We start from the raw sequence: 17,287 nt of genomic DNA, 5'->3' as shown, positions 1-17,287 counted from the left end.
TCTACGCAGCGCGCTCACTTGGCCTTGCCGGGATCCTTCACCGACTTCTGCACGTCGAACTCGACGTTCCACAGCTGCCCGTCCTTGCGCTCGACCTTGCGGATGTACACGTCCTGCACGATGTCACGGGTCTGCGCGTCGATGAGCACCTGGCCGCGCGGGCTTTCGAAGATCTGGCCCTTCATCGCGCCCAGCAACGCCTCGCCGCCGCCCTGCCCCTTGGTGGCTTCCAGCGCCTTGTAGATGACGCGCATGCCGTCGTAGGCGGCCACGGCCATGAAGTTGGGCCTGAACTTGTTGGCAGCCTGGAAGTCGGTCACGAACTTCTTGTTCAACGCCGACGGGTGCGCGGCCGAGTAGTGGTGCGAATTCACCACGCCCAGGGCCACGTCGCCCATGTCGTTGAGTTGGTCATCGTCCAGCACGTCGCCGGTGGCGATGAGCTTGATGCCTGCCTTGTCCAGCCCGCGTTCGGCGAACTGCTTCATGAAGGCTGCGCCTTGGCCCGAAGGCAGGAACACGAAGAGCGCGTCGGGCTGCGCATCACGCACCTTCTGCAGGAAGGGGGCGAAGTCGGGGCTGCGCAGTGGCGAGCGGATCTCGGCGACGATCTGGCCGCCGTTGAGCTGGAACTGGCTCTTGAAGAACTTCTCGGCGTCGATGCCGGGCCCGTAGTCGGTGACCAGCGTGACCACCTTCCTGATCTTGTTCTTGGCCGCCCACTCGGCGATGCCGATGCTCACCTGCGGCAGCGTGAAGCTGGTGCGCACGATGTAGGGCGACTGCTCGGTGATGATGGACGTGGCCGCGGCCGTCACCACCATCGGCGTCTTGCTCTGCGTGGCGATGGGCGCGGTGGCCAGTGCCAGCGGCGTGAGGCCAAAGCCGGCAAGCACGTCCACCTTGTCGTTGACCACCAATTCCTGCGCGATGCGGCGGGTCTGGTCGGCCACGCCGCCGTCGTCTTTGACGATGACCTCGATCTTGCGGCCGGCCACCGTGCTGCCGTTTTGCGCCATGTACAGCTTGATGGCGGCTTCTTCCTGACGGCCGGTGGAGGCCGACTGCCCGGTCATGGGCAGGATGAACCCGATCTTGAAAGGCTTGGCCTCGGCGAAGGCCGGGGCGTTCAGCGTGAGGGGAAGGCCCAGGGCCAGTGCGGCGAGGGCAAGGCGGCGCAAAGCTTGGCGCGTTTCTTGGCGCTTTTGCATGACGAGTCTCCGTTCAACGATGGCTTCTGACGAGCGAGCCGATGCTAGCATCGAGTTCGCCATAAGTACAACTGTTCGAATTACGAACCACAACGGCCACGACATCGCTTCCACTGACCGCTGGGAGTTCGCGCGGCAAAGCGGCTCAGACGTCGAGGATGTAGACCTCCGCCTCCTGGCGTTCGCTGGCGCTGTGGCCCCGCAGGGCGTCGTTCCAGACGGCGTCGCCCGCACTGCGCTGCGGGTTCAGGCCCTGCGTCATCACCGCCACTTCGGACGACGAGGCATCGAACTCGGCCAGCAGGCGGCGCTGGTCATCGAACATGCGTGCGACCATCTCGCCGGCCGCATCGATCACCACGAGGTATTTCGCGGGCTTTTGCATCGGGCTCCTTGCTGGATGAAGGACCGCACCAGCCTACGGCGCGGAATCCACGGTCTGTTCTTCGGAGGCGCCTTGCGCGCTGGCTTCCTCGGCCTGCGGGGGGCGCACGATCATCACGGGAACAGGCGAGTGTCGCAGCACCGACTGCGCCACCGTGCCCAGCGCCGCGCCGCTGCCGCCTTCTCCGTGGGCGCCCATGATGATCACGTCGCAGGCATTGCTCTCGGCCAGTTCGACCAGCGTGTGGGCGGGGTCGCCGACGGCGATCTCGGTGTCATGCGTGATGCCGGCGTCGCTGAGCAGCGCATCGGCCTTGGCCACCGCATGCTCGCCGGCTTCCAGCGCCACGCGGCGCAGGGCGTCGGCGTCGTGCACCACCAGCACTTCGTACAGCGAGCTGCGCTCCTGCACGTTGGCCAGCACGAAATCGGCCTTGAGTCCCTCGCGCACCAGGCGGATCGCGTGATGCACTGCCTCCAGCGAGAGGTCCGATCCATCGACAGGTAGCAAGATGTTCATGGGCATCCTTGGGATGTGAACGAGACAGGCGAGAGCTTGAGCCGCGATGCGGACGTGGTCAAGCGTGCTTGCCACATCGCCCGATGTGGTGGGGGGTCAGTAGGTCTCGACGTGGAAGCGTCCCTCGCGCACGTAGCGCATGTGCAGGGACGGCCAGTCCATGCCTGCCTGCGCGCAGGCCTCGGCCAGCGCCTGCAGCACACCCTCTTCCATGCCCTTCAACCCGCAGATGTAGACGAAGCTGTCCTGCGCGAGCAGCGCGGCCACGTCGGCAGCGCGTTCGCGGATGCGGTCCTGCACGTAGGCGCGCGGCCTGCCCGGCTCGCGCGAGAAGGCGAAGCTGGTGTCGATGAATTCAGGCGGCAGCTTCATCAGCGGGCCGAAGTAAGGCAGCTCCTCGCGCCGGCGCGCGCCGAAGAAGAGCATGAGCTTGCCGCCCGCATCCTGCCCCGCGGCGCGCAGGCGGCGGCGGTGCTCGGTCATCGCGCGCATGGGCGCGGATCCGGTGCCTGTGCAGATCATGAGGATGTTCGAGCCCGCGTGGTTGGGCATGAGGAAGCGGTCGCCGAAGGGGCCGGTGATCTGCACCGTGTCGCCCTTTTGCAGGTCGCACAGGTAGTTCGAACCGACGCCGCCGGGCACGCGCTTCACCGTCAGCGAGGCGTTGTTGTAGCCCTCGCGCTCGCCGCCGCGCGGGCTGGCGATGGAGTACATGCGCGGGTAGTGCGGCCGGCCCTGCGCATCGCTGCCCGAAGGAATGATGCCGATGCTCTGCCCTTCCAGCAGCGGGAAGCGGTGCATGCCGAAGTCCAGCACGATGTGGCGGATGTCGCTCTCGGCATCCGGCTCGGTGAGGCGGAAATTGCCGGCCACCGTCGCCATCAGCGTGCTCTTTTGCGTGAAGAGGTTGAGCTGCGGCGTGGCAGCCGACGAGGGCGCGATGGTGGAGGTTGGCGAGGTCGCGGCATTGGCCTGCGGCGCGGCCTCGGGTTTCACCAGTTCCGCATCCGGCGTCTCCTGCTGCACGGGCAGTTCGTCCCACGAGAACTGCTCGGCCAGCGTGTAGGCCCGGTCCTTGAACACCACCCGCCAGTGGTCGATGCTGCCCGTCGGGCACGGCGAGATGCAGGCATTGCAGCCGTTGCAGACGGCCGCGTCCACCACGTAGTTGCGGCTGTCGTGCGTGATCGCATCGACCGGGCAGGTCTCCTCGCAGGTGTTGCAGCGGATGCAGACCTCGGGGTCGATGAGATGCTGGCGGATGAGGAGGTCGCTCACGAGAACCGCACGTACTCGAAGTTCACCGGCCGCTTGTTGATGCCGATGGCCGGCGGCGCGATCCAGTTCGCGTAGCGGCCCGTCTCGACCACGCGGCCCATCAGCGAGGCGACGTAGGCGCGGTCTTCATCGGCGGGCAGCCAATCGTTCACATGCGCCGCCCATTCAGCCTCGGACACGACGCGCCCGTCCGGGCTGATCTTCATGCCGCTGAAGCTGCCGATCTGCCGGTTGAAGGCCTTGTGCGGCACGCTCAGGCGCAAGGGCAGCCCCGCCTTCTCGATCACCTTGTTCCAGCGCCCGATGCCACCGATGGAATCGCGGATGAAGTCGTCGCGCAGCACCTCGTTCAGCGCATTGAGCATGGGCACCTCGCGCTCCACCAGCGCACCATCCTTCACGTCGAGGATGCGGTAGCTCTCGCCCTTGAGCAGGTGGTCGTCGGCGCGCTTGCCTTCCTCGAAGCGGCCCTTGAGCCCGGCGCTGTAGAAGATCGCCGCGTTGCTCGACTGGTCGGCGCCGAAGAGGTCGATCGTCACGCTGTAGTGGAAGTTGAGGTAGCGCTGCAGCGTGGGCAGGTCGACGACGCCGTGCCGGCGCACCTCGGCCGGGTCCTCGATGCCGTGCTCCTTCATCACCTCGCAGGTGCGCTGGATGACACGAGACACGCCCGACTCGCCCACGAACATGTGGTGCGCCTCTTCGGTCAGCATGAAGCGCGTGGTGCGGCTCAGCGGGTCGAAGCCGCTCTCGGCCAGTGCATTGAGCTGGAACTTGCCGTCGCGGTCGGTGAAGTAGGTGAACATGAAGAAGGCCAGCCAGTCCGGCGTCTTCTCGTTGAAGGCACCGAGGATGCGCGGGTTGTCCACGTCGCCCGAGCGGCGCTCCAGCAGCGCTTCGGCCTCCTCGCGGCCATCACGGCCGAAATGCTTGTGCAGCAGGTAGACCATGGCCCACAGATGCCGGCCTTCTTCTACGTTGACCTGGAAGAGGTTGCGCAGGTCGTACTGGCTGGGCGCCGTGAGGCCCAGGTGCCGCTGCTGCTCGACCGAGGCGGGCTCGGTGTCGCCTTGCGTGACGATGATGCGCCGCAGGTTGGCGCGATGCTCGCCGGGCACGTCCTGCCAGGCCGCCTCGCCCTGGTGCTCGCCGAAGCCGATGCGCCGGTCGGCCTCCGGCTGCGCGAGGAAGATGCCCCATCGGTAGTCGGGCATCTTCACGTGGCCGAAGTGGGCCCAGCCGTCGGGCGTGGTGCTCACTGCCGTGCGCAGGTAGACGTCGAAGCCCTGCGCACCCTCGGGGCCCATGTCCTGCCACCAGCTCAGGTAGTTGGGTTGCCAGTGCTCCAGTGCGCGCTGCAGGGCGCGGTCTTCCGACAGGTTGACGTTGTTGGGAATCTTGTCGCTGTAGTCGATTGCGCTCAAGGCAGGCCTCGCTCTTCAGATGCGTTTGCGGTCGAACTGCGGCTTGGTGCCGGTGCCGTACACCTTCAGCGCCCCGCCCTCGCCCACGGCATTCGGCCGCTGGAAGATCCAGTTCTGCCAGGCGCTCAAGCGCGCGAAGATGCGCGTCTCCATGCTCTCGCGGCCGGTGAAGCGCAGGTTGGCTTCCAGGCCGGTCAGCGCGTCGGCCGACATGCTGGCGCGCTCTTCCAGCGCAATGCGGATCTCGTCGTCCCAGTCGATGTCGTCGGGCGTTGCGGTGGCCAGGCCCAGGCGCATCGCCTCGTCGGCATCGAGCAGCTGGCCGCGCGACTGCTGGGCTTCATTCAGCTCGTGGCCATGCAGCCGGCGTTGCAGCCGAGTCTCGTGGCTCACCATCGGCAGCAGGCCCAGGTTCATGCCGGTGAGGCCCACGCGCGGCTGCGCCTCGGACTCGTCGGGCAGGTGCTGAAGGTAGATGCGGTCAGCCGCAAGCGCCAGTTCGAAGAAGCTGCCGACGAAACAGGAGCCACGGTCGGCCAGCGCGAAGATCGAGCGCGAACTCACGTCCAGCCGCGCCAGCGTGCGCCGCAGCAAGCCGATGGTCTCGCGCACGAACCAGTGCTGCGAATGCGCGAGCAAGGTGGCGTCCAGGGCGCTCACCGCATCGGCGCTGCCGCGTGTCTTGATGATCCAGGTGCCCAGCTCCGGCTCGTTGGCGCGCAGGTGCAGGATGGCGTCGTCCAGCTCGCGCGCCATCTCAAGCGCATACCACTGCGCGCCGGCCTGCTCGATGCCGGCGATGTCCAGCGGCTGCGCGCCCATCGGCGCCGACACGGTGATCGTGGCGTGCCTGGCGGCGCGGTCGAACTGCAGGTCGACGTGCCGGTAGGCGATGCCATCGTGCTTCAACGTCCTGGTCAAGGCCGGCAGCACCACGCCCTTGGCCTGTGCCGGCCGGTCGCTGGCGGCCGCGAGCTCACGCGCCCGCTCCTGCACGCGCTGCGCGAAGCCCTGCGGCTTCACCACCTCGTCCACCAGCCGCCAGTCCTTCGCGCGCTGGCCGCGCACGCCCTCGCTGGTGGTGCAGAAGACATCGGCCAGGTCATGCCGCACGCGCCGCTTGTCGGTCAGCCGCGTGAGGCCGCCCGTGCCCGGCAGCACGCCCAGCAGCGGCACCTCGGGCAGGCTCACCGCCGACGAGCGGTCGTCGATGAGGATGATCTCGTCGCAGGCCATGGCCAGCTCGTAGCCACCGCCCGCACAGGCGCCGTTCACCGCGGCGATGAACTTGAGCCCGCTGTGCCGGCTCGCGTCCTCGATGCCGTTGCGCGTCTCATTGGTGAACTTGCAGAAGTTCACCTTCCACGCATGGGTGGACTGCCCCAGCATGAAGATGTTGGCGCCCGAGCAGAACACCCGCTCGCGGTCGCTGGTGATGATGACCGTGCGAATCTGCGGATGCTCGAAGCGGATGCGCTGCACCGCGTCATGCAGCTCGATGTCCACGCCCAGGTCGTAGCTGTTGAGCTTGAGCTTGTAGCCGGGCACCAGGCCGCCGTCCTCGTCCACCTTCAGGGCCAGCGTGGCGGTGGCACCCTCGGTGCGAAGCGCCCAATGGCGGTAACGGCTGGGGTGGGTCTCGAAGTCGACGGCAAAGGACGGGTCCATGACTGCTCCCGGAGGTCACATGCAATTTAGTGCATGTGGCTGGCACGGTCAACCGGTGCGCTCCAGCGCCCTTGCCTTCAAGACCCGCTTCAAGCCGGCCAATGCCGCATCCAACGGCTTTCCGCTGGTGTCGAAGCTGGCATCCGCCTTGGAATAGAACGGCGTGCGGCTGTCGAGGATGCGGCGCAGGTCGGCCATCGCTTCCGCATTGCCCGAACGGCCCATCGGCCGCGTGTCGCCCTGCGCCAGCACACGGCCCATGTGCTCCTCGGGCGTGGCCCGCAGCCAGATGGTGTGGCAATGGGCCAGGAGGAGGTTGAAGGTCGCCGGCTCCGACACGATGCCGCCGGGCGTGGCGATCACCGCCTTCGGATGCTGCTGGATCGCCTCCTCCAGCGCGCGCCGTTCGTGGCGGCGGTAGGCACGCTCGCCGTACAGCGAATGGATTTCCGACACGCCGCACCCGGCGAGCGATTCGATCTCGCGGTTCAGCTCGATGAAGGGCACGGCCAGTTCGTCGGCCAGCAGTTGGCCCAGCGTGCTCTTGCCGGCGCCGCGCATGCCCACCAGCGCGATCCGCTGGCGCCGGGCTGACGGGCTGGCCGGCGCACCGAACATGCCGGCCAGCGCATGCCGCACCTGGCCCAGCTCCGCCTCGCTGCGCCCGCGCAGGATCTCGCGGATCATCAGCCACTCCGGCGACGACGCCGTCTCGTCGCCCACCAGTTCGGCCAGCGAGCAGTTGAGCACCTGCGCCACCTGCCGCAGGAACTGCACCGAGGCATTGCCCACCCCCATCTCGACGTTGGCGATGTGCCGCTCGGACACGCCCGCCGCCTGCGCCAGGCTCTTGCGCGTCAGGCCGCGGCGTGCGCGCAGCGCGCGCGTGCGCTCGCCCAGGGCAGCGAGAAAGGCGTCCTTGTCGTCGGGCGGTGCGATGGCGGGTCTGGGTCGGGGCACGGGTTCACCCGGGTCGTTCGATGTGGACAATCCATGCAACATATTGCATTGCCCGGCGCAGCGCAAGCCGCACGGACCCCAAAGGACCCGCCTTGAACGAAAGCTTCGTCCAGATCGAGTGGCGATCCCGCCTGCTGCGGCTGGAGTGCGCGTGGGTAGGGGCTAAGGAGTCCGCGCACCCGCCCGTCGTGTTCCTGCACGAAGGCCTGGGCTCGGTGGCGCTGTGGAAGGATTTCCCGCAGCAGTTCTGCGAAGCCAATGGCTTGCGCGGCCTGGTCTTCTCGCGCTACGGCTACGGCTGCTCCACCCCCAAGCCACCGGGCGAGCGCTGGCCGGTGGACTTCATGCACCAGCAAGCCTTCGAGGTGCTGCCTCCCCTGTTCAAGCAACTCGGCATCGAACGCCCATGGCTCTTCGGCCACAGCGACGGCGGCTCCATCGCCTTGCTGCATGCGTCGCGCTTTCCGGTGGCTGGCGTGGTGAGCCTGGCTGCGCACGTCTTCACCGAAGACTTCGGCATCGACGCCATCGCCGCCACGCGCACGGCCTATGAAACCACCGATTTGCGCACGCGCCTGGCTCGCTACCATGCCGACGTCGATTCGGCATTCCGGGGCTGGAACGACATCTGGCTGGACCCGGCGTTTCGCGCATGGAACATCGAAGCCGAGATCGGCACCATCGCTTGTCCGCTGCTGGTGGTGCAAGGCATCGACGACGAGTACGGCACGATGGCGCAGGTCGAGGCGATCGCGCGGCGCGTGCCGCATGCCCGTGTGCTCGCATTGCAGCGCTGCGGGCACACGCCGCACCGCGACCAGCCTGAACGATTGATCGCCGAGGCCGGCGCCTTCATCCGAAGCGATGGCGCGGCCACCCACGAACGATGAACGCGTGACCCACAGGAGACCCGCATGACAACCTGGCTCAAGCTCTCGTCCGCCGCGCTCGCCGCCGGCCTCTCGCTCGGCGCGCACGCACAAGGTGCGCCCATCAAGGTCGGCCTGATGCTGCCCTACTCCGGCACCTACGCATCGCTGGGCAACATGATCGAGAACGGCTTCAAGCTCTACGTGCAGGAGCAAGGGGGCAAGCTCGCTGGCCGCGAGATCCAGTACTTCAAGGTGGACGACGAGTCCGACCCGTCCAAGGCCACGGACAACGTCAACAAGCTCATCAAGCGCGACCAGGTGGACGTGCTGGTGGGCACCGTGCATTCGGGCGTGGCGCTGGCCATGGCCAAGGCAGCGAAGGACAGCAACACGCTGCTCATCGTGCCCAATGCGGGCGCGGACGCCATCACCGGCCCGCTGTGCGGCAGCAACATCGTGCGCAGCTCGTTCTCGAACTGGCAGCCGGGCTACTCCACCGGCGTGGTGATGGCGCAGCGCGGCCACAAGCGCGCCATGACCATCACCTGGAACTACGCGGCCGGCAGCGAGACGGTGAAGGGCTTCACGGAAGCCTTCGAGAAGGGCGGCGGCAAGGTCATCAAGGACTTGAACCTGCCCTTCCCGAACGTCGAGTTCCAGGCCCTGCTCACCGAGATCGCGGCGCAGAAGCCCGATGCGGTGTTCGCGTTCTTCGCGGGCGGCGGCGCAGTGAAGTTCGTCAAGGACTATGCAGCAGCCGGCCTGAACAAGACCATTCCCCTGTACGGCTCGGGCTTCCTCACCGACGGCACGCTCGAAGCGCAGGGCGCATCGGCACAAGGCCTGATGACCACGCTGCACTATGCCGACAACCTGGAGACCCCGCGCAACAACGCCTTCCGCAAGAGCTTCGCGCTGACCTACAAGGCCAACGCCGATGTCTACGCCGTGCAAGGCTACGACGCCGCGCAATTGCTGTCGGCCGGCCTGGCCGCGGCCAAGGGCGACATCGGCAAGAAGGACGTGATCGGCGCTGCGATGCACAAGGCCACCGTGGACAGCCCGCGCGGCAAGTTCACGATGTCAGCGGCCGGCAATCCGGTGCAGGACATGTATGTGCGCGAAGCCAAGGGCGTGAACAACGAGTTCAGGAGCGTGGCGGTGAAGGCGCTGGCAGACCCGGCGCGCGGCTGCAAACTCTGACCGAGGCTGAGTGGACCTCCCCACCTTCCTCGTCCAGTGCCTCAACGCCGTCCAGTACGGCTTGCTGCTCTTCCTGGTCGCCAGTGGCCTGACGCTCATCTTCGGGATCATGGGCGTGATCAACCTCGCCCATGGCAGCTTCTACATGCTGGGCGCCTACATGGCCTTCGTGCTGGCGCCGGCGTTCGGTGGCAACTTCATCGGCATGCTGCTCGCGGGCGTGGTGCTGGCGGCCCTCTTCGGCTTCGTGCTGGAGTGGGTGTTCTTCAGCTTCCTCTACCAGCGCGAGCACCTGCAGCAGGTGCTGATGACCTACGCGCTCATCCTCGTGTTCGAGGAAGTGCGCTCGCTGCTGGTGGGCAACGACGTGCACGGGGTGCCGATTCCACAGTGGCTGTCGGGGAGCTTCGCGCTGGGCAGCCTGATGTCCTACCCGTGGTACCGGCTCTTCGCCTCGGCGGCGTGCATCGTGCTGGCCGTCGGGCTGTACTGGGTGGTCAACCGCACGCGGCTGGGCATGATGATCCGCGCCGGCGCGAGCAACCGCGACATGGTGCGCGGGCTGGGCGTGAACATCCAGCTGCTGTACCGCACGGTGTTCGCGGGCGGCGTGGCGCTGGCCGCGCTGGCGGGGATGATCGCGGCGCCGATGTCCTCGGTGTACCCGGGCATGGGCTCCAGCGTGCTCATCATCTGCTTCGTGGTGGTGGTGATCGGCGGCATCGGCTCCATCACCGGCGCGCTGGTGGCGTCGCTGCTGGTGGGTGTCGTGGACACCTTCGGCAAGGTGTTCTTCTCGGAGTACAGCGGCGTGGGGGTGTACCTGTTGATGGCCGTCATCCTGGTGTGGCGGCCCGAGGGCCTGGTGCGGCGGGCGGCCTGACGATGAAATGGCCTGCCTGGTTGACGCCGGCGATCGCCGCCTTGCTGCTGGCGGCCCTGCCCGTGGTGCTCACGCCATACACGCATGACCTGGTGGTGAAGATCGCCATCTACGCCATCTTTGCGCTCAGCCTGGAATTGCTGGTGGGCATGACGGGACTCGTGAGCCTGGGCCATGCCGCGTTCCTGGGCATCGGCGCCTACGTGACGGTGCTGCTCGCGGCCGATGCGTCTGCGCCTGGCCTGGCAACGACATTGCTCGCCGCCATCGGCGCCGCCGCGCTGTACGCCCTCTTCGTCGGCGCGCTCAGCCTGCGCACCAAGGGCGTGTACTTCATCATGGTCACGCTGGCCTTCGCGCAGATGGCCTACTTCGTGGTGCACGACACCAGGATCGCCGGCGGCAGCGACGGGCTGTTCCTCTACAACAAGCCGGTGCTGGCCTTCGGCGGCAAGACGCTGGTCAACCTCGACGACAAGCAGCACATCTACTTCGCCGTGTGGGCCGCGCTGGTCTTCACGTATGCGCTGCTGGCGCTGGTGCGGCGCTCGCGCTTCGGCCATGCATTGGCGGGCATCCGCGCGAACGAGCAGCGCATGCGGGCCACGGGCTTCCCGACCACTGCGTACAAGCTGGCCGCCTTCGTGCTGGCCGGTGCTCTCGCGGGCCTCGCGGGCTTCCTGCTCGCGGTGAAGGACGGCGCCGTCAACCCGGAGCTGCTGAGCTGGCATGAATCCGGCGGCGTGCTGCTGATGGTGATCCTCGGCGGCATCGGCCACTTGCGCGGCGCGGTGCTGGGCGCGATCGCGCTCACGCTGCTCAAGGAGTTTTTCCAGACCGAGGCCTGGCTGGGGGCGCTGGCGTCGCATTGGCAGCTCACCTACGGCTTCACGGTGATCGCCTTCGTGGCCTTGCTGCCGCGCGGGCTGATCGGATTGGCCAGCGTGAGGCGCGTCAAGCCGGCGGCCACCGGGGAGCCCGCCCATGACTGAGGCGCCCCTGCTTCGCGCGACGGGCCTGACGCGCCGCTTCGGCGGGCTGGCCGCCGTCAATGGCGTGAGCCTGGACTTGAACGTGGGCGAGGTGCATGCCGTGATCGGCACCAATGGCGCGGGCAAGTCCACGCTGATCAACATGCTGTCGGGCGAACTGCCCGCCACCAGCGGCCGCATCGAATTCGCGGGCCACGAGGTGACGCGCTGGCCACAACCACGGCGCGCCCGCGCCGGCGTTGGCCGCAGCTACCAGCGCACCACCGTCTTTGCGGAATTCAGCGTGTTCGAGAACTGCCGGCTGGCAGCGCAAGCGATGCAGCCGCGGGCATGGGCCCTGTGGGAATCCGCCGCGCGTTGCGATGCGAGCACGCGCGCCGCGCACGAGGCCTTGGCCGCAACGGGGCTGGAGGAGCACGCACAGCGCCCCGCCGGTGCCCTGAGCCACGGCGGCAAGCGCCAACTGGAGATCGCGATGTGCCTGGCCACGCGCCCGTGCGTGCTGCTGCTGGACGAGCCGCTGGCCGGCATGGGTGCGGAGGAAAGCGAACGCATGCTGGGCCTGCTGGACCAGCTCAAGGCCGGGCATGCGGTACTGCTGGTCGAACACGACATGGACGCGGTGTTCCGCATCGCCGACCGCATCACGGTGATGGTCAACGGCGAGACCATCGCCAGCGACAGGCCACAGCATATCCGCAACAACCGCGAGGTGCAGATGGCCTACCTCGGCGATGGCACGCAGGGGCATTGATGCTGTACGTCGACCAGCTCCATGCCCACTACGGCGACAGCCACGTGCTGCGCGGCGTGAGCCTGTCGCTGCCAGCGGGCGTCTCCACCGGCCTGCTGGGACGCAACGGCATGGGCAAGACCACGCTCATCCGCACGCTGATGGGCTATGTGCGCGCCACCGGTGGGTCGTTGCGTTGGGGAGATCGCGAGGTCACCGGCTTCGCGCCCGAGCGCATCGCGCGGCTGGGCGTGGGCTACGTGCCCGAGGGCCGGGGCATCTTCGCCAACCTCTCGGTGCGCGAGAACCTCGTGATGTGCGCACGCGCCGGCGTCGGCGGCGAGCAGCACTGGTCGCTGGAGCGCGTGCTGCACACCTTCCCGCGCCTGGCCGAGCGGCTCAGGCACGGCGGCCAGCAACTGTCCGGCGGTGAGCAGCAGATGCTGGCGATCGGCCGCGCGCTGATGACCAACCCTCGGCTGCTCATCCTTGACGAAGCCACCGAGGGCCTCGCGCCGCTGGTGGTGGCGGAGATCTGGCGCGTGATCAGCGAGATCCGCGCCACGGGCATCGGCACGCTGATCGTGGACCGCAACTACCGCGCCGTACTGGCGCACACCGACCGCGCGGTGGTGATGGAGAAGGGCCGCATCGTCATGGAAGGCGCGTCCGCCGAACTGGCGCGCGACCACGACGGGCTGGCGCGCTGGCTCGGGGTGTGAGAATCGGCGCCGGCACCATCAACCTGACAAGCACCATGATCCTTGAAATCGCCGACATCACCATCCCGCCCGGCAAACAGGCGGAATTCGACGAAGCCATCCAGCGCGGCATCGCCACCGTCGTCTCGCAGGCCCAGGGCTTTCGCGGCTTCAAGGTCAACAAGGGCATCGAATCGCCCGAGCGCTACGTGCTGATGATCTATTGGGACACGCTGGAGGACCACACCGTCGGCTTCCGCGGCGGCCCGCTGTTCCCGCAGTGGCGGGCGATCGTCGGGCCGTACTTCGCCAAGCCGCCGGTGGTGGAGCACTTCAGCTTGCTGGCGAAGTCGGCCTGAACCGGCGGCCGGGCGCCATCTACCGGACGCTGCGGCGCCGGCGGAGGCCGGCGATGAGCGCGAGGCCGGCCAGCATCAACGCATAGGTCTCAGGCTCCGGCACGACCGAGGCAGTGGAGTAGACGGAGGTGTCCAGCCACCCCGAGTTGGTGAACGCCTGGTGGTTGAAGAGCGTGATGGTGAGCAGCCCGGTCTTCGCGTCAAAGGCGCTGCCGGACAGGAAACCGGCATCGCTGCGCAGAACGCTCTCGGTGGTGCCTTCTCCGGCCACCCGCATGCGCCCGGAGAGGCTCACGAAGGACGCAGCGCTTCCGCAGAAATCGCCGAGGATGCCGCACACCGTGCCCGCGGAGGCCAGCGTGGCGGCGTCCATGGTGATGGTGAGCGCGGTGTTCGCGGTCAACTCCAGCGTGAACGCGTAGGGGGCGCTGCTCAGGTAGCCGGTGGACGAGAGCGCCCCGGACTCTGCGAAGGCGTTGTCCTTGATCGCGCTCGCCTCGGCTGTCGCCCCGCCCGGGACCAGGGTCACACGTGCCTGCGCCGCCGCACTCAGTGCGCTGACCGGTACGTAGGCTCCGAAGGTCTCGGGGCCTTCAACCCGGTTCTCGACCGTGATGACGTCGGCCGCACCGAAGCGTGCCACGGACCTGCCGTTGCCCGCTGGGCCATCGACGCTTTGCAGCAGTGAGTAGTCGGCCGTCACGCCATCGGTGAGGTCCAGATCGGTCACGCTGAAATGCAAGGTCCCGAGCTGGGCACTGGCGTTGGAGGTCGCGGCGTGGGCACCCGAAGCCGCCAGGGTCAGGCAGCACAAGCCGGCAAGAATGGATCGCATGGAATCTCTCTCCCGTGAATTGTTGGAGCGCGAAGCTTAGGTTGGGCGCTGCAGTACCAGCCCCCTGCGTTTAGGGGGACGATGTGCTCGCGTGTGTTACCAAATGCCTCATCATCAAGACCCCAAATCGCACAAGGACGTTTTCCATGAAGCTGCTGCGACACGGCCCGGCAGGGCAGGAAAAACCGGGCGCACTCGACGGCGACGGTCGTCCGCGCGACCTCTCGCTGCTCGTTCCCGATTTCACGCCGCAATGGCTGTCCCCTGCCAAGCTCAACGCCCTGGCTGCAATCGATTTGCGCCGCATGCCGCTGGTGCCTGAAGGAGAGCGCCTGGGCGTGCCCATCGCGGGCTCGCGCCAATTCATCGCCATCGGCCTGAACTACCGCAAGCATGCGGAAGAAGCCGGCCTGGAGATTCCCAAGGAGCCTGTCGTGTTCTCCAAGGCCATCACCGCGCTGGCCGGGCCGAACGACGACGTGGCGCTGCCCGAAGGTTCGCAGGCATCCGACTGGGAAGTGGAGCTGGGTTTCGTCATCGGCACCACGGCGCAGCGCGTGAGCGCGGAGCGGGCCCTGTCGCACGTGGCCGGCTACGTGCTCGCCAACGACATCTCCGAGCGCGACTGGCAGATGAAGCGCAATGGGCAATGGATCAAGGGCAAGAGCTACGACGGCTTCGGCCCCATCGGCCCGTGGCTGGTCACGGCCGATGAACTGCCCGACCCGCAGACCATCCCGCTGGAGCTGCGCGTGAACGGCGAACTGCGCCAGGACGGCCACAGCTCGGACATGATCTTCCCGGTGGCGCACATCGTGTCCTACCTCAGCCAGTTCATGACGCTGCTGCCCGGTGACGTGATCATCACCGGCACGCCGGCCGGTGTGGGCCTGGGCATGAAGCCGCCGGTGTTCCTCAAGCGTGGCGACGTGATGACGCTCAGCGCCGGGCCCCTGGGGACCCAGCGCCAGCGCGTCACCTGATCAGCGTTTTTGCAGGATGAACTGCGGCCTCGTCGGCCGCGCCACGCCCATGGACTCGCGCACCATGGTCATGGACTTCACCGCCTGCAGCTGGCTCACCGGCAGCTGGATGATCTGCGAGAAGTTGTTGCCCAGCGTGGGCATCCCGAAGGCGGTGTGGAACAGGTCGTCGTCGCTCCACGACTGCGCCTGCGCCGCCGTGGCCACGGGCGTCATCCAGTCGAACTTCACGTCGGCATTGCCGTTGATGGCAATGGCATAGGTGAAGCCGCCGGTGGTGAACTGCAGCACCGTGCCCTGCCCCGGCAGCCAGCCGCCCTTGGAGCCGGTGACCACGTGCTTGGCGGCATCATTGATCTGCGCCCAGTCCAGCCCGTAGTAGCCGTGCGAGCCCTTGCCGGCGGAGGTCTTGAGCGTGGCGCCCGCATCGACCACGGCCTGCATCATCTTGTCGATGGTGTCGCTGCTGAGCACCGGGTTGCCGCTGCGCACGCTGAACATCGCGCCCAGGCGCGCCACGTCCACCACCGAGGCCGAGAGGCCGCCGGCACCGGTGAACATCTCATAGTCGAGGTTGCCGTAGTGCGTGGGAACGAGCTTGCCGCCCAGGCCGCGCTGGTCAGGCAGCACCTCGAAGGGATACAGCGCCCAGCCGGCGTCCGGGTCGTACACCGTCATGTGGTGGCGGGCCTCGCCGGGCAACTGGTCGGTGATGAGACTGCGCGAGCCGCGGGTGTGGGTCAGGCTCAGCGGCTTGAGCACGAGCTGGTCCAGCGCCTGCACGAAGCTGCCCACGCCCAGCACCTTGGCAATGATCTCGCCGAGGAACATGTAGTCGAAGTTGCCGTACACCGAGTTGTTCTTGTCGCCCGGCGCGCCGGTGAGCATCTGGGTGGTGGCGTAGCTGAGCAGCTGCGCATGCGTGGCCGGCAGCGGCTTGTTGAAGGCCTGGGCCGCGGCGGCGCTGCTGTACATCAGCCCTTGCGGAATGCCCGAGTCGCTTTCCAGCAGGTGCTTGATGGTGATGTCGGCCCAGCGCGAGTCCGCCGGCGCGCTCCCGTTGGGCTGCTTGAGGTTCATGATGCTCTGGACCTTGGTGTCCAGCTTGATCTCGGGCTTGAGCTGCATCAGCCGCATCATGGCCACGCCGCAGTAGGTCTTGGACACGCTGGCCTGGCGGAACAGGGTCTGCGGCGTGATGTCGGTGTAGCCGGGCTCGGCCCAGGTGTAGCCCTTGGCGTACACCAGCTTGTTGCCGCGCGCGATGGCCAGCGCCACGCCGCGAAGGTTCTCGGCTTCCAGGTAGTCCTTCATCGCCTTGTCGATGGCGGCGACGGTGACCGGGCCCTGGTTGCGGTGCACGCGGGCATCGGTCTCCTCGCGCGTGGCGAAGATGGCGGCGAAGCGCGCGTTGGCACCGGAGCCGTTGGCCGAGACCTGCAGCGGCAGGCGGCCTGCCTTCACCTGCTTGTCGAACTCGTCCTGGTAGGCCTGCGAGGTCATCGCGCCACGCGAGACCCAGGGGCCGATGGTGGTGTCCACGAAGTTCTCCACCGTGGCGCCGCTGGGCGACAGCGCGATGTGGGCCGGCCGCCCGCCGATGGACGAGATGGCCTCGAAGCGCTGCTGCAGCAAGGTGTCGGTGAGGTCCAGGTCCTGCTTGCCGGTGGCGGGGTCGTAGCCATCGATGGTCCAGGCCACGTTGCCGGGGTTGGTGTTCCAGATCCCGGCGAAGCGCGGGTTGGCGGCGTCGCCGAAGGCATCCACCCACATCAGCATGCGGCCGGCCTTGTGCTGGGCGGTGTTGATGGTGGAGAAGTCGCTGCGGCTCATGTCCAGGTGGACGATGGGCAGGTCGTTCATCGGCTTGAAGCTGGCCGCATACACCGCCGAGTTGCCCGAACCGGTCACGCCCACCAGGTACATGCCGCGGCCCTGCTTGGTGTGGTCGGTGATTTCCTGCAGCATCTGCGCATGGGTGCGGGGGAACACCTGGTGCTCGGCATGCACCGCCGCGCGCTTGACCATCACCGCGGCGTACAGCGGGTTGGCCGGCTCGTCGTAGATGGACAGCGACAGGGTGCGGAAGCCATCGGCCGCCCACTTGTCCACCAGGGCCTTGTGCTCGGCGGTGTTGCGGCCATGCCATGCCACGGTGTTCTGCGGCGTGAGTGCGGCACGCGCCGGCGTGGACCACAGCGGAAGGCTCAGGCCGGCGATGCCGGTGGCGATGAAGTCGCGGCGTTGGATCTGGGACATGGACGCAAGCTCGTTGTTGGAG

At 67.5% G+C, this 17,287-nt stretch carries 17 protein-coding genes; 8 read left to right on the top strand and 9 right to left on the bottom strand.

Features of this window, described 5'->3' with window-relative positions; genetic code table 11:
• Positions 1–14: 14 nt before the first annotated feature.
• The 7 genes from DZC73_RS23250 to DZC73_RS23220 form a co-directional block, all read right to left on the bottom strand.
• The gene (locus DZC73_RS23250; RefSeq protein ID WP_124542752.1) at positions 15–1,211 is read right to left on the bottom strand and encodes an ABC transporter substrate-binding protein; all 1,197 of its coding nucleotides are present in this window, start codon (positions 1,209–1,211) and stop codon (positions 15–17) included.
• 145 nt (positions 1,212–1,356) lie between these two features.
• Positions 1,357–1,596, bottom strand: a complete 240-nt coding sequence (locus tag DZC73_RS23245; RefSeq protein ID WP_124542751.1) for a hypothetical protein — start codon at positions 1,594–1,596, stop codon at positions 1,357–1,359.
• 33 nt (positions 1,597–1,629) lie between these two features.
• Positions 1,630–2,115 (bottom strand): universal stress protein, encoded by a 486-nt coding sequence (locus DZC73_RS23240; RefSeq protein ID WP_124542750.1) that lies wholly within the window; start codon positions 2,113–2,115, stop codon positions 1,630–1,632.
• 96 nt (positions 2,116–2,211) lie between these two features.
• On the bottom strand, positions 2,212–3,393 hold the full coding sequence (gene boxA, locus DZC73_RS23235; protein WP_124542749.1) for a benzoyl-CoA 2,3-epoxidase subunit BoxA: 1,182 nt from the start codon (positions 3,391–3,393) through the stop codon (positions 2,212–2,214).
• Positions 3,390–4,817, bottom strand: coding sequence for a benzoyl-CoA 2,3-epoxidase subunit BoxB (boxB, locus tag DZC73_RS23230; RefSeq protein WP_124542748.1), 1,428 nt, complete (start codon positions 4,815–4,817; stop codon positions 3,390–3,392). The genes boxA and boxB overlap by 4 nt, the downstream gene beginning before the upstream one ends.
• Before the next feature lie 15 nt (positions 4,818–4,832).
• The gene (boxC, locus tag DZC73_RS23225) at positions 4,833–6,485 is read right to left on the bottom strand and encodes a 2,3-epoxybenzoyl-CoA dihydrolase (RefSeq protein ID WP_124542747.1); all 1,653 of its coding nucleotides are present in this window, start codon (positions 6,483–6,485) and stop codon (positions 4,833–4,835) included.
• Positions 6,486–6,533: 48 nt separating this feature from the next.
• Positions 6,534–7,487: a helix-turn-helix transcriptional regulator gene (locus DZC73_RS23220; protein WP_124542746.1), complete on the bottom strand. Its 954-nt coding sequence runs from the start codon at positions 7,485–7,487 to the stop codon at positions 6,534–6,536.
• A gap of 50 nt (positions 7,488–7,537) precedes the next feature.
• On the opposite strand from DZC73_RS23220, the gene DZC73_RS23215 reads away from it, so the two are divergent.
• Genes DZC73_RS23215 through DZC73_RS23185 form a run of 7 tightly spaced genes read left to right on the top strand, consistent with a single transcriptional unit; the run spans position 7,538 to position 13,188 of the window.
• Entirely contained in the window at positions 7,538–8,335 is a 798-nt protein-coding gene (locus tag DZC73_RS23215) for an alpha/beta fold hydrolase (protein ID WP_235835248.1), read from the top strand.
• Between the two features lie 24 nt (positions 8,336–8,359).
• On the top strand, positions 8,360–9,520 hold the full coding sequence (locus DZC73_RS23210) for an ABC transporter substrate-binding protein (RefSeq protein WP_124542744.1): 1,161 nt from the start codon (positions 8,360–8,362) through the stop codon (positions 9,518–9,520).
• A 10-nt stretch (positions 9,521–9,530) separates the two neighbouring features.
• On the top strand, positions 9,531–10,403 hold the full coding sequence (locus tag DZC73_RS23205) for a branched-chain amino acid ABC transporter permease (protein WP_124542743.1): 873 nt from the start codon (positions 9,531–9,533) through the stop codon (positions 10,401–10,403).
• 2 nt (positions 10,404–10,405) lie between these two features.
• Positions 10,406–11,395 carry a branched-chain amino acid ABC transporter permease gene (locus DZC73_RS23200; protein WP_124542742.1) on the top strand — a complete coding sequence of 330 codons (990 nt, stop codon included), beginning with the start codon at positions 10,406–10,408 and terminating at the stop codon, positions 11,393–11,395.
• Positions 11,388–12,149, top strand: coding sequence for an ABC transporter ATP-binding protein (locus DZC73_RS23195; RefSeq protein WP_124542741.1), 762 nt, complete (start codon positions 11,388–11,390; stop codon positions 12,147–12,149). Before DZC73_RS23200 ends, DZC73_RS23195 begins: the two co-directional genes overlap by 8 nt.
• Positions 12,149–12,850, top strand: coding sequence for an ABC transporter ATP-binding protein (locus DZC73_RS23190; protein WP_124542740.1), 702 nt, complete (start codon positions 12,149–12,151; stop codon positions 12,848–12,850). The genes DZC73_RS23195 and DZC73_RS23190 overlap by 1 nt, the downstream gene beginning before the upstream one ends.
• Positions 12,851–12,885: 35 nt before the next feature.
• Positions 12,886–13,188, top strand: coding sequence for an antibiotic biosynthesis monooxygenase family protein (locus DZC73_RS23185; protein ID WP_124542739.1), 303 nt, complete (start codon positions 12,886–12,888; stop codon positions 13,186–13,188).
• Between the two features lie 19 nt (positions 13,189–13,207).
• Here the strand turns inward: DZC73_RS23185 and DZC73_RS23180 are convergent, their stop codons facing one another.
• Complete coding sequence (locus DZC73_RS23180; RefSeq protein WP_124542738.1) at positions 13,208–14,023, bottom strand: PEP-CTERM sorting domain-containing protein; 816 nt, start codon at positions 14,021–14,023, stop codon at positions 13,208–13,210.
• Between the two features lie 146 nt (positions 14,024–14,169).
• Here DZC73_RS23180 and DZC73_RS23175 point away from each other — a divergent pair, with 146 nt between their 5' ends.
• The gene (locus tag DZC73_RS23175; RefSeq protein ID WP_124542737.1) at positions 14,170–15,006 is read left to right on the top strand and encodes a fumarylacetoacetate hydrolase family protein; all 837 of its coding nucleotides are present in this window, start codon (positions 14,170–14,172) and stop codon (positions 15,004–15,006) included.
• On the opposite strand, the gene DZC73_RS23170 is transcribed toward DZC73_RS23175, so the two are convergent.
• Complete coding sequence (locus tag DZC73_RS23170) at positions 15,007–17,265, bottom strand: serine hydrolase (RefSeq protein ID WP_161974711.1); 2,259 nt, start codon at positions 17,263–17,265, stop codon at positions 15,007–15,009.
• Positions 17,266–17,287 lie beyond the last annotated feature (22 nt).

It is taken from the genome of Rhizobacter terrae (assembly GCF_003852895.1).
GTDB classification, from domain to species: Bacteria; Pseudomonadota; Gammaproteobacteria; order Burkholderiales; family Burkholderiaceae_C; genus Albitalea; species Albitalea terrae.
The sequence above is the reverse complement of the archived record's forward strand: the minus strand, read 5'-3'. Positions and strand labels throughout refer to the sequence as shown.

Coding starts and splice junctions, on each gene's coding strand:
- DZC73_RS23250 (WP_124542752.1), bottom strand. CDS start 1,211: ATGCAAAAGCGCCAAGAAACGCGCCAAGCTTTGCGCCGCCTTGCCCTC.
- DZC73_RS23245 (WP_124542751.1), bottom strand. CDS start 1,596: ATGCAAAAGCCCGCGAAATACCTCGTGGTGATCGATGCGGCCGGCGAG.
- DZC73_RS23240 (WP_124542750.1), bottom strand. CDS start 2,115: ATGAACATCTTGCTACCTGTCGATGGATCGGACCTCTCGCTGGAGGCA.
- boxC (WP_124542747.1), bottom strand. CDS start 6,485: ATGGACCCGTCCTTTGCCGTCGACTTCGAGACCCACCCCAGCCGTTAC.
- DZC73_RS23220 (WP_124542746.1), bottom strand. CDS start 7,487: ATGTTGCATGGATTGTCCACATCGAACGACCCGGGTGAACCCGTGCCC.
- DZC73_RS23210 (WP_124542744.1), top strand. CDS start 8,360: ATGACAACCTGGCTCAAGCTCTCGTCCGCCGCGCTCGCCGCCGGCCTC.
- DZC73_RS23200 (WP_124542742.1), top strand. CDS start 10,406: ATGAAATGGCCTGCCTGGTTGACGCCGGCGATCGCCGCCTTGCTGCTG.
- DZC73_RS23195 (WP_124542741.1), top strand. CDS start 11,388: ATGACTGAGGCGCCCCTGCTTCGCGCGACGGGCCTGACGCGCCGCTTC.
- DZC73_RS23190 (WP_124542740.1), top strand. CDS start 12,149: ATGCTGTACGTCGACCAGCTCCATGCCCACTACGGCGACAGCCACGTG.
- DZC73_RS23185 (WP_124542739.1), top strand. CDS start 12,886: ATGATCCTTGAAATCGCCGACATCACCATCCCGCCCGGCAAACAGGCG.
- DZC73_RS23180 (WP_124542738.1), bottom strand. CDS start 14,023: ATGCGATCCATTCTTGCCGGCTTGTGCTGCCTGACCCTGGCGGCTTCG.
- DZC73_RS23175 (WP_124542737.1), top strand. CDS start 14,170: ATGAAGCTGCTGCGACACGGCCCGGCAGGGCAGGAAAAACCGGGCGCA.
- DZC73_RS23170 (WP_161974711.1), bottom strand. CDS start 17,265: ATGTCCCAGATCCAACGCCGCGACTTCATCGCCACCGGCATCGCCGGC.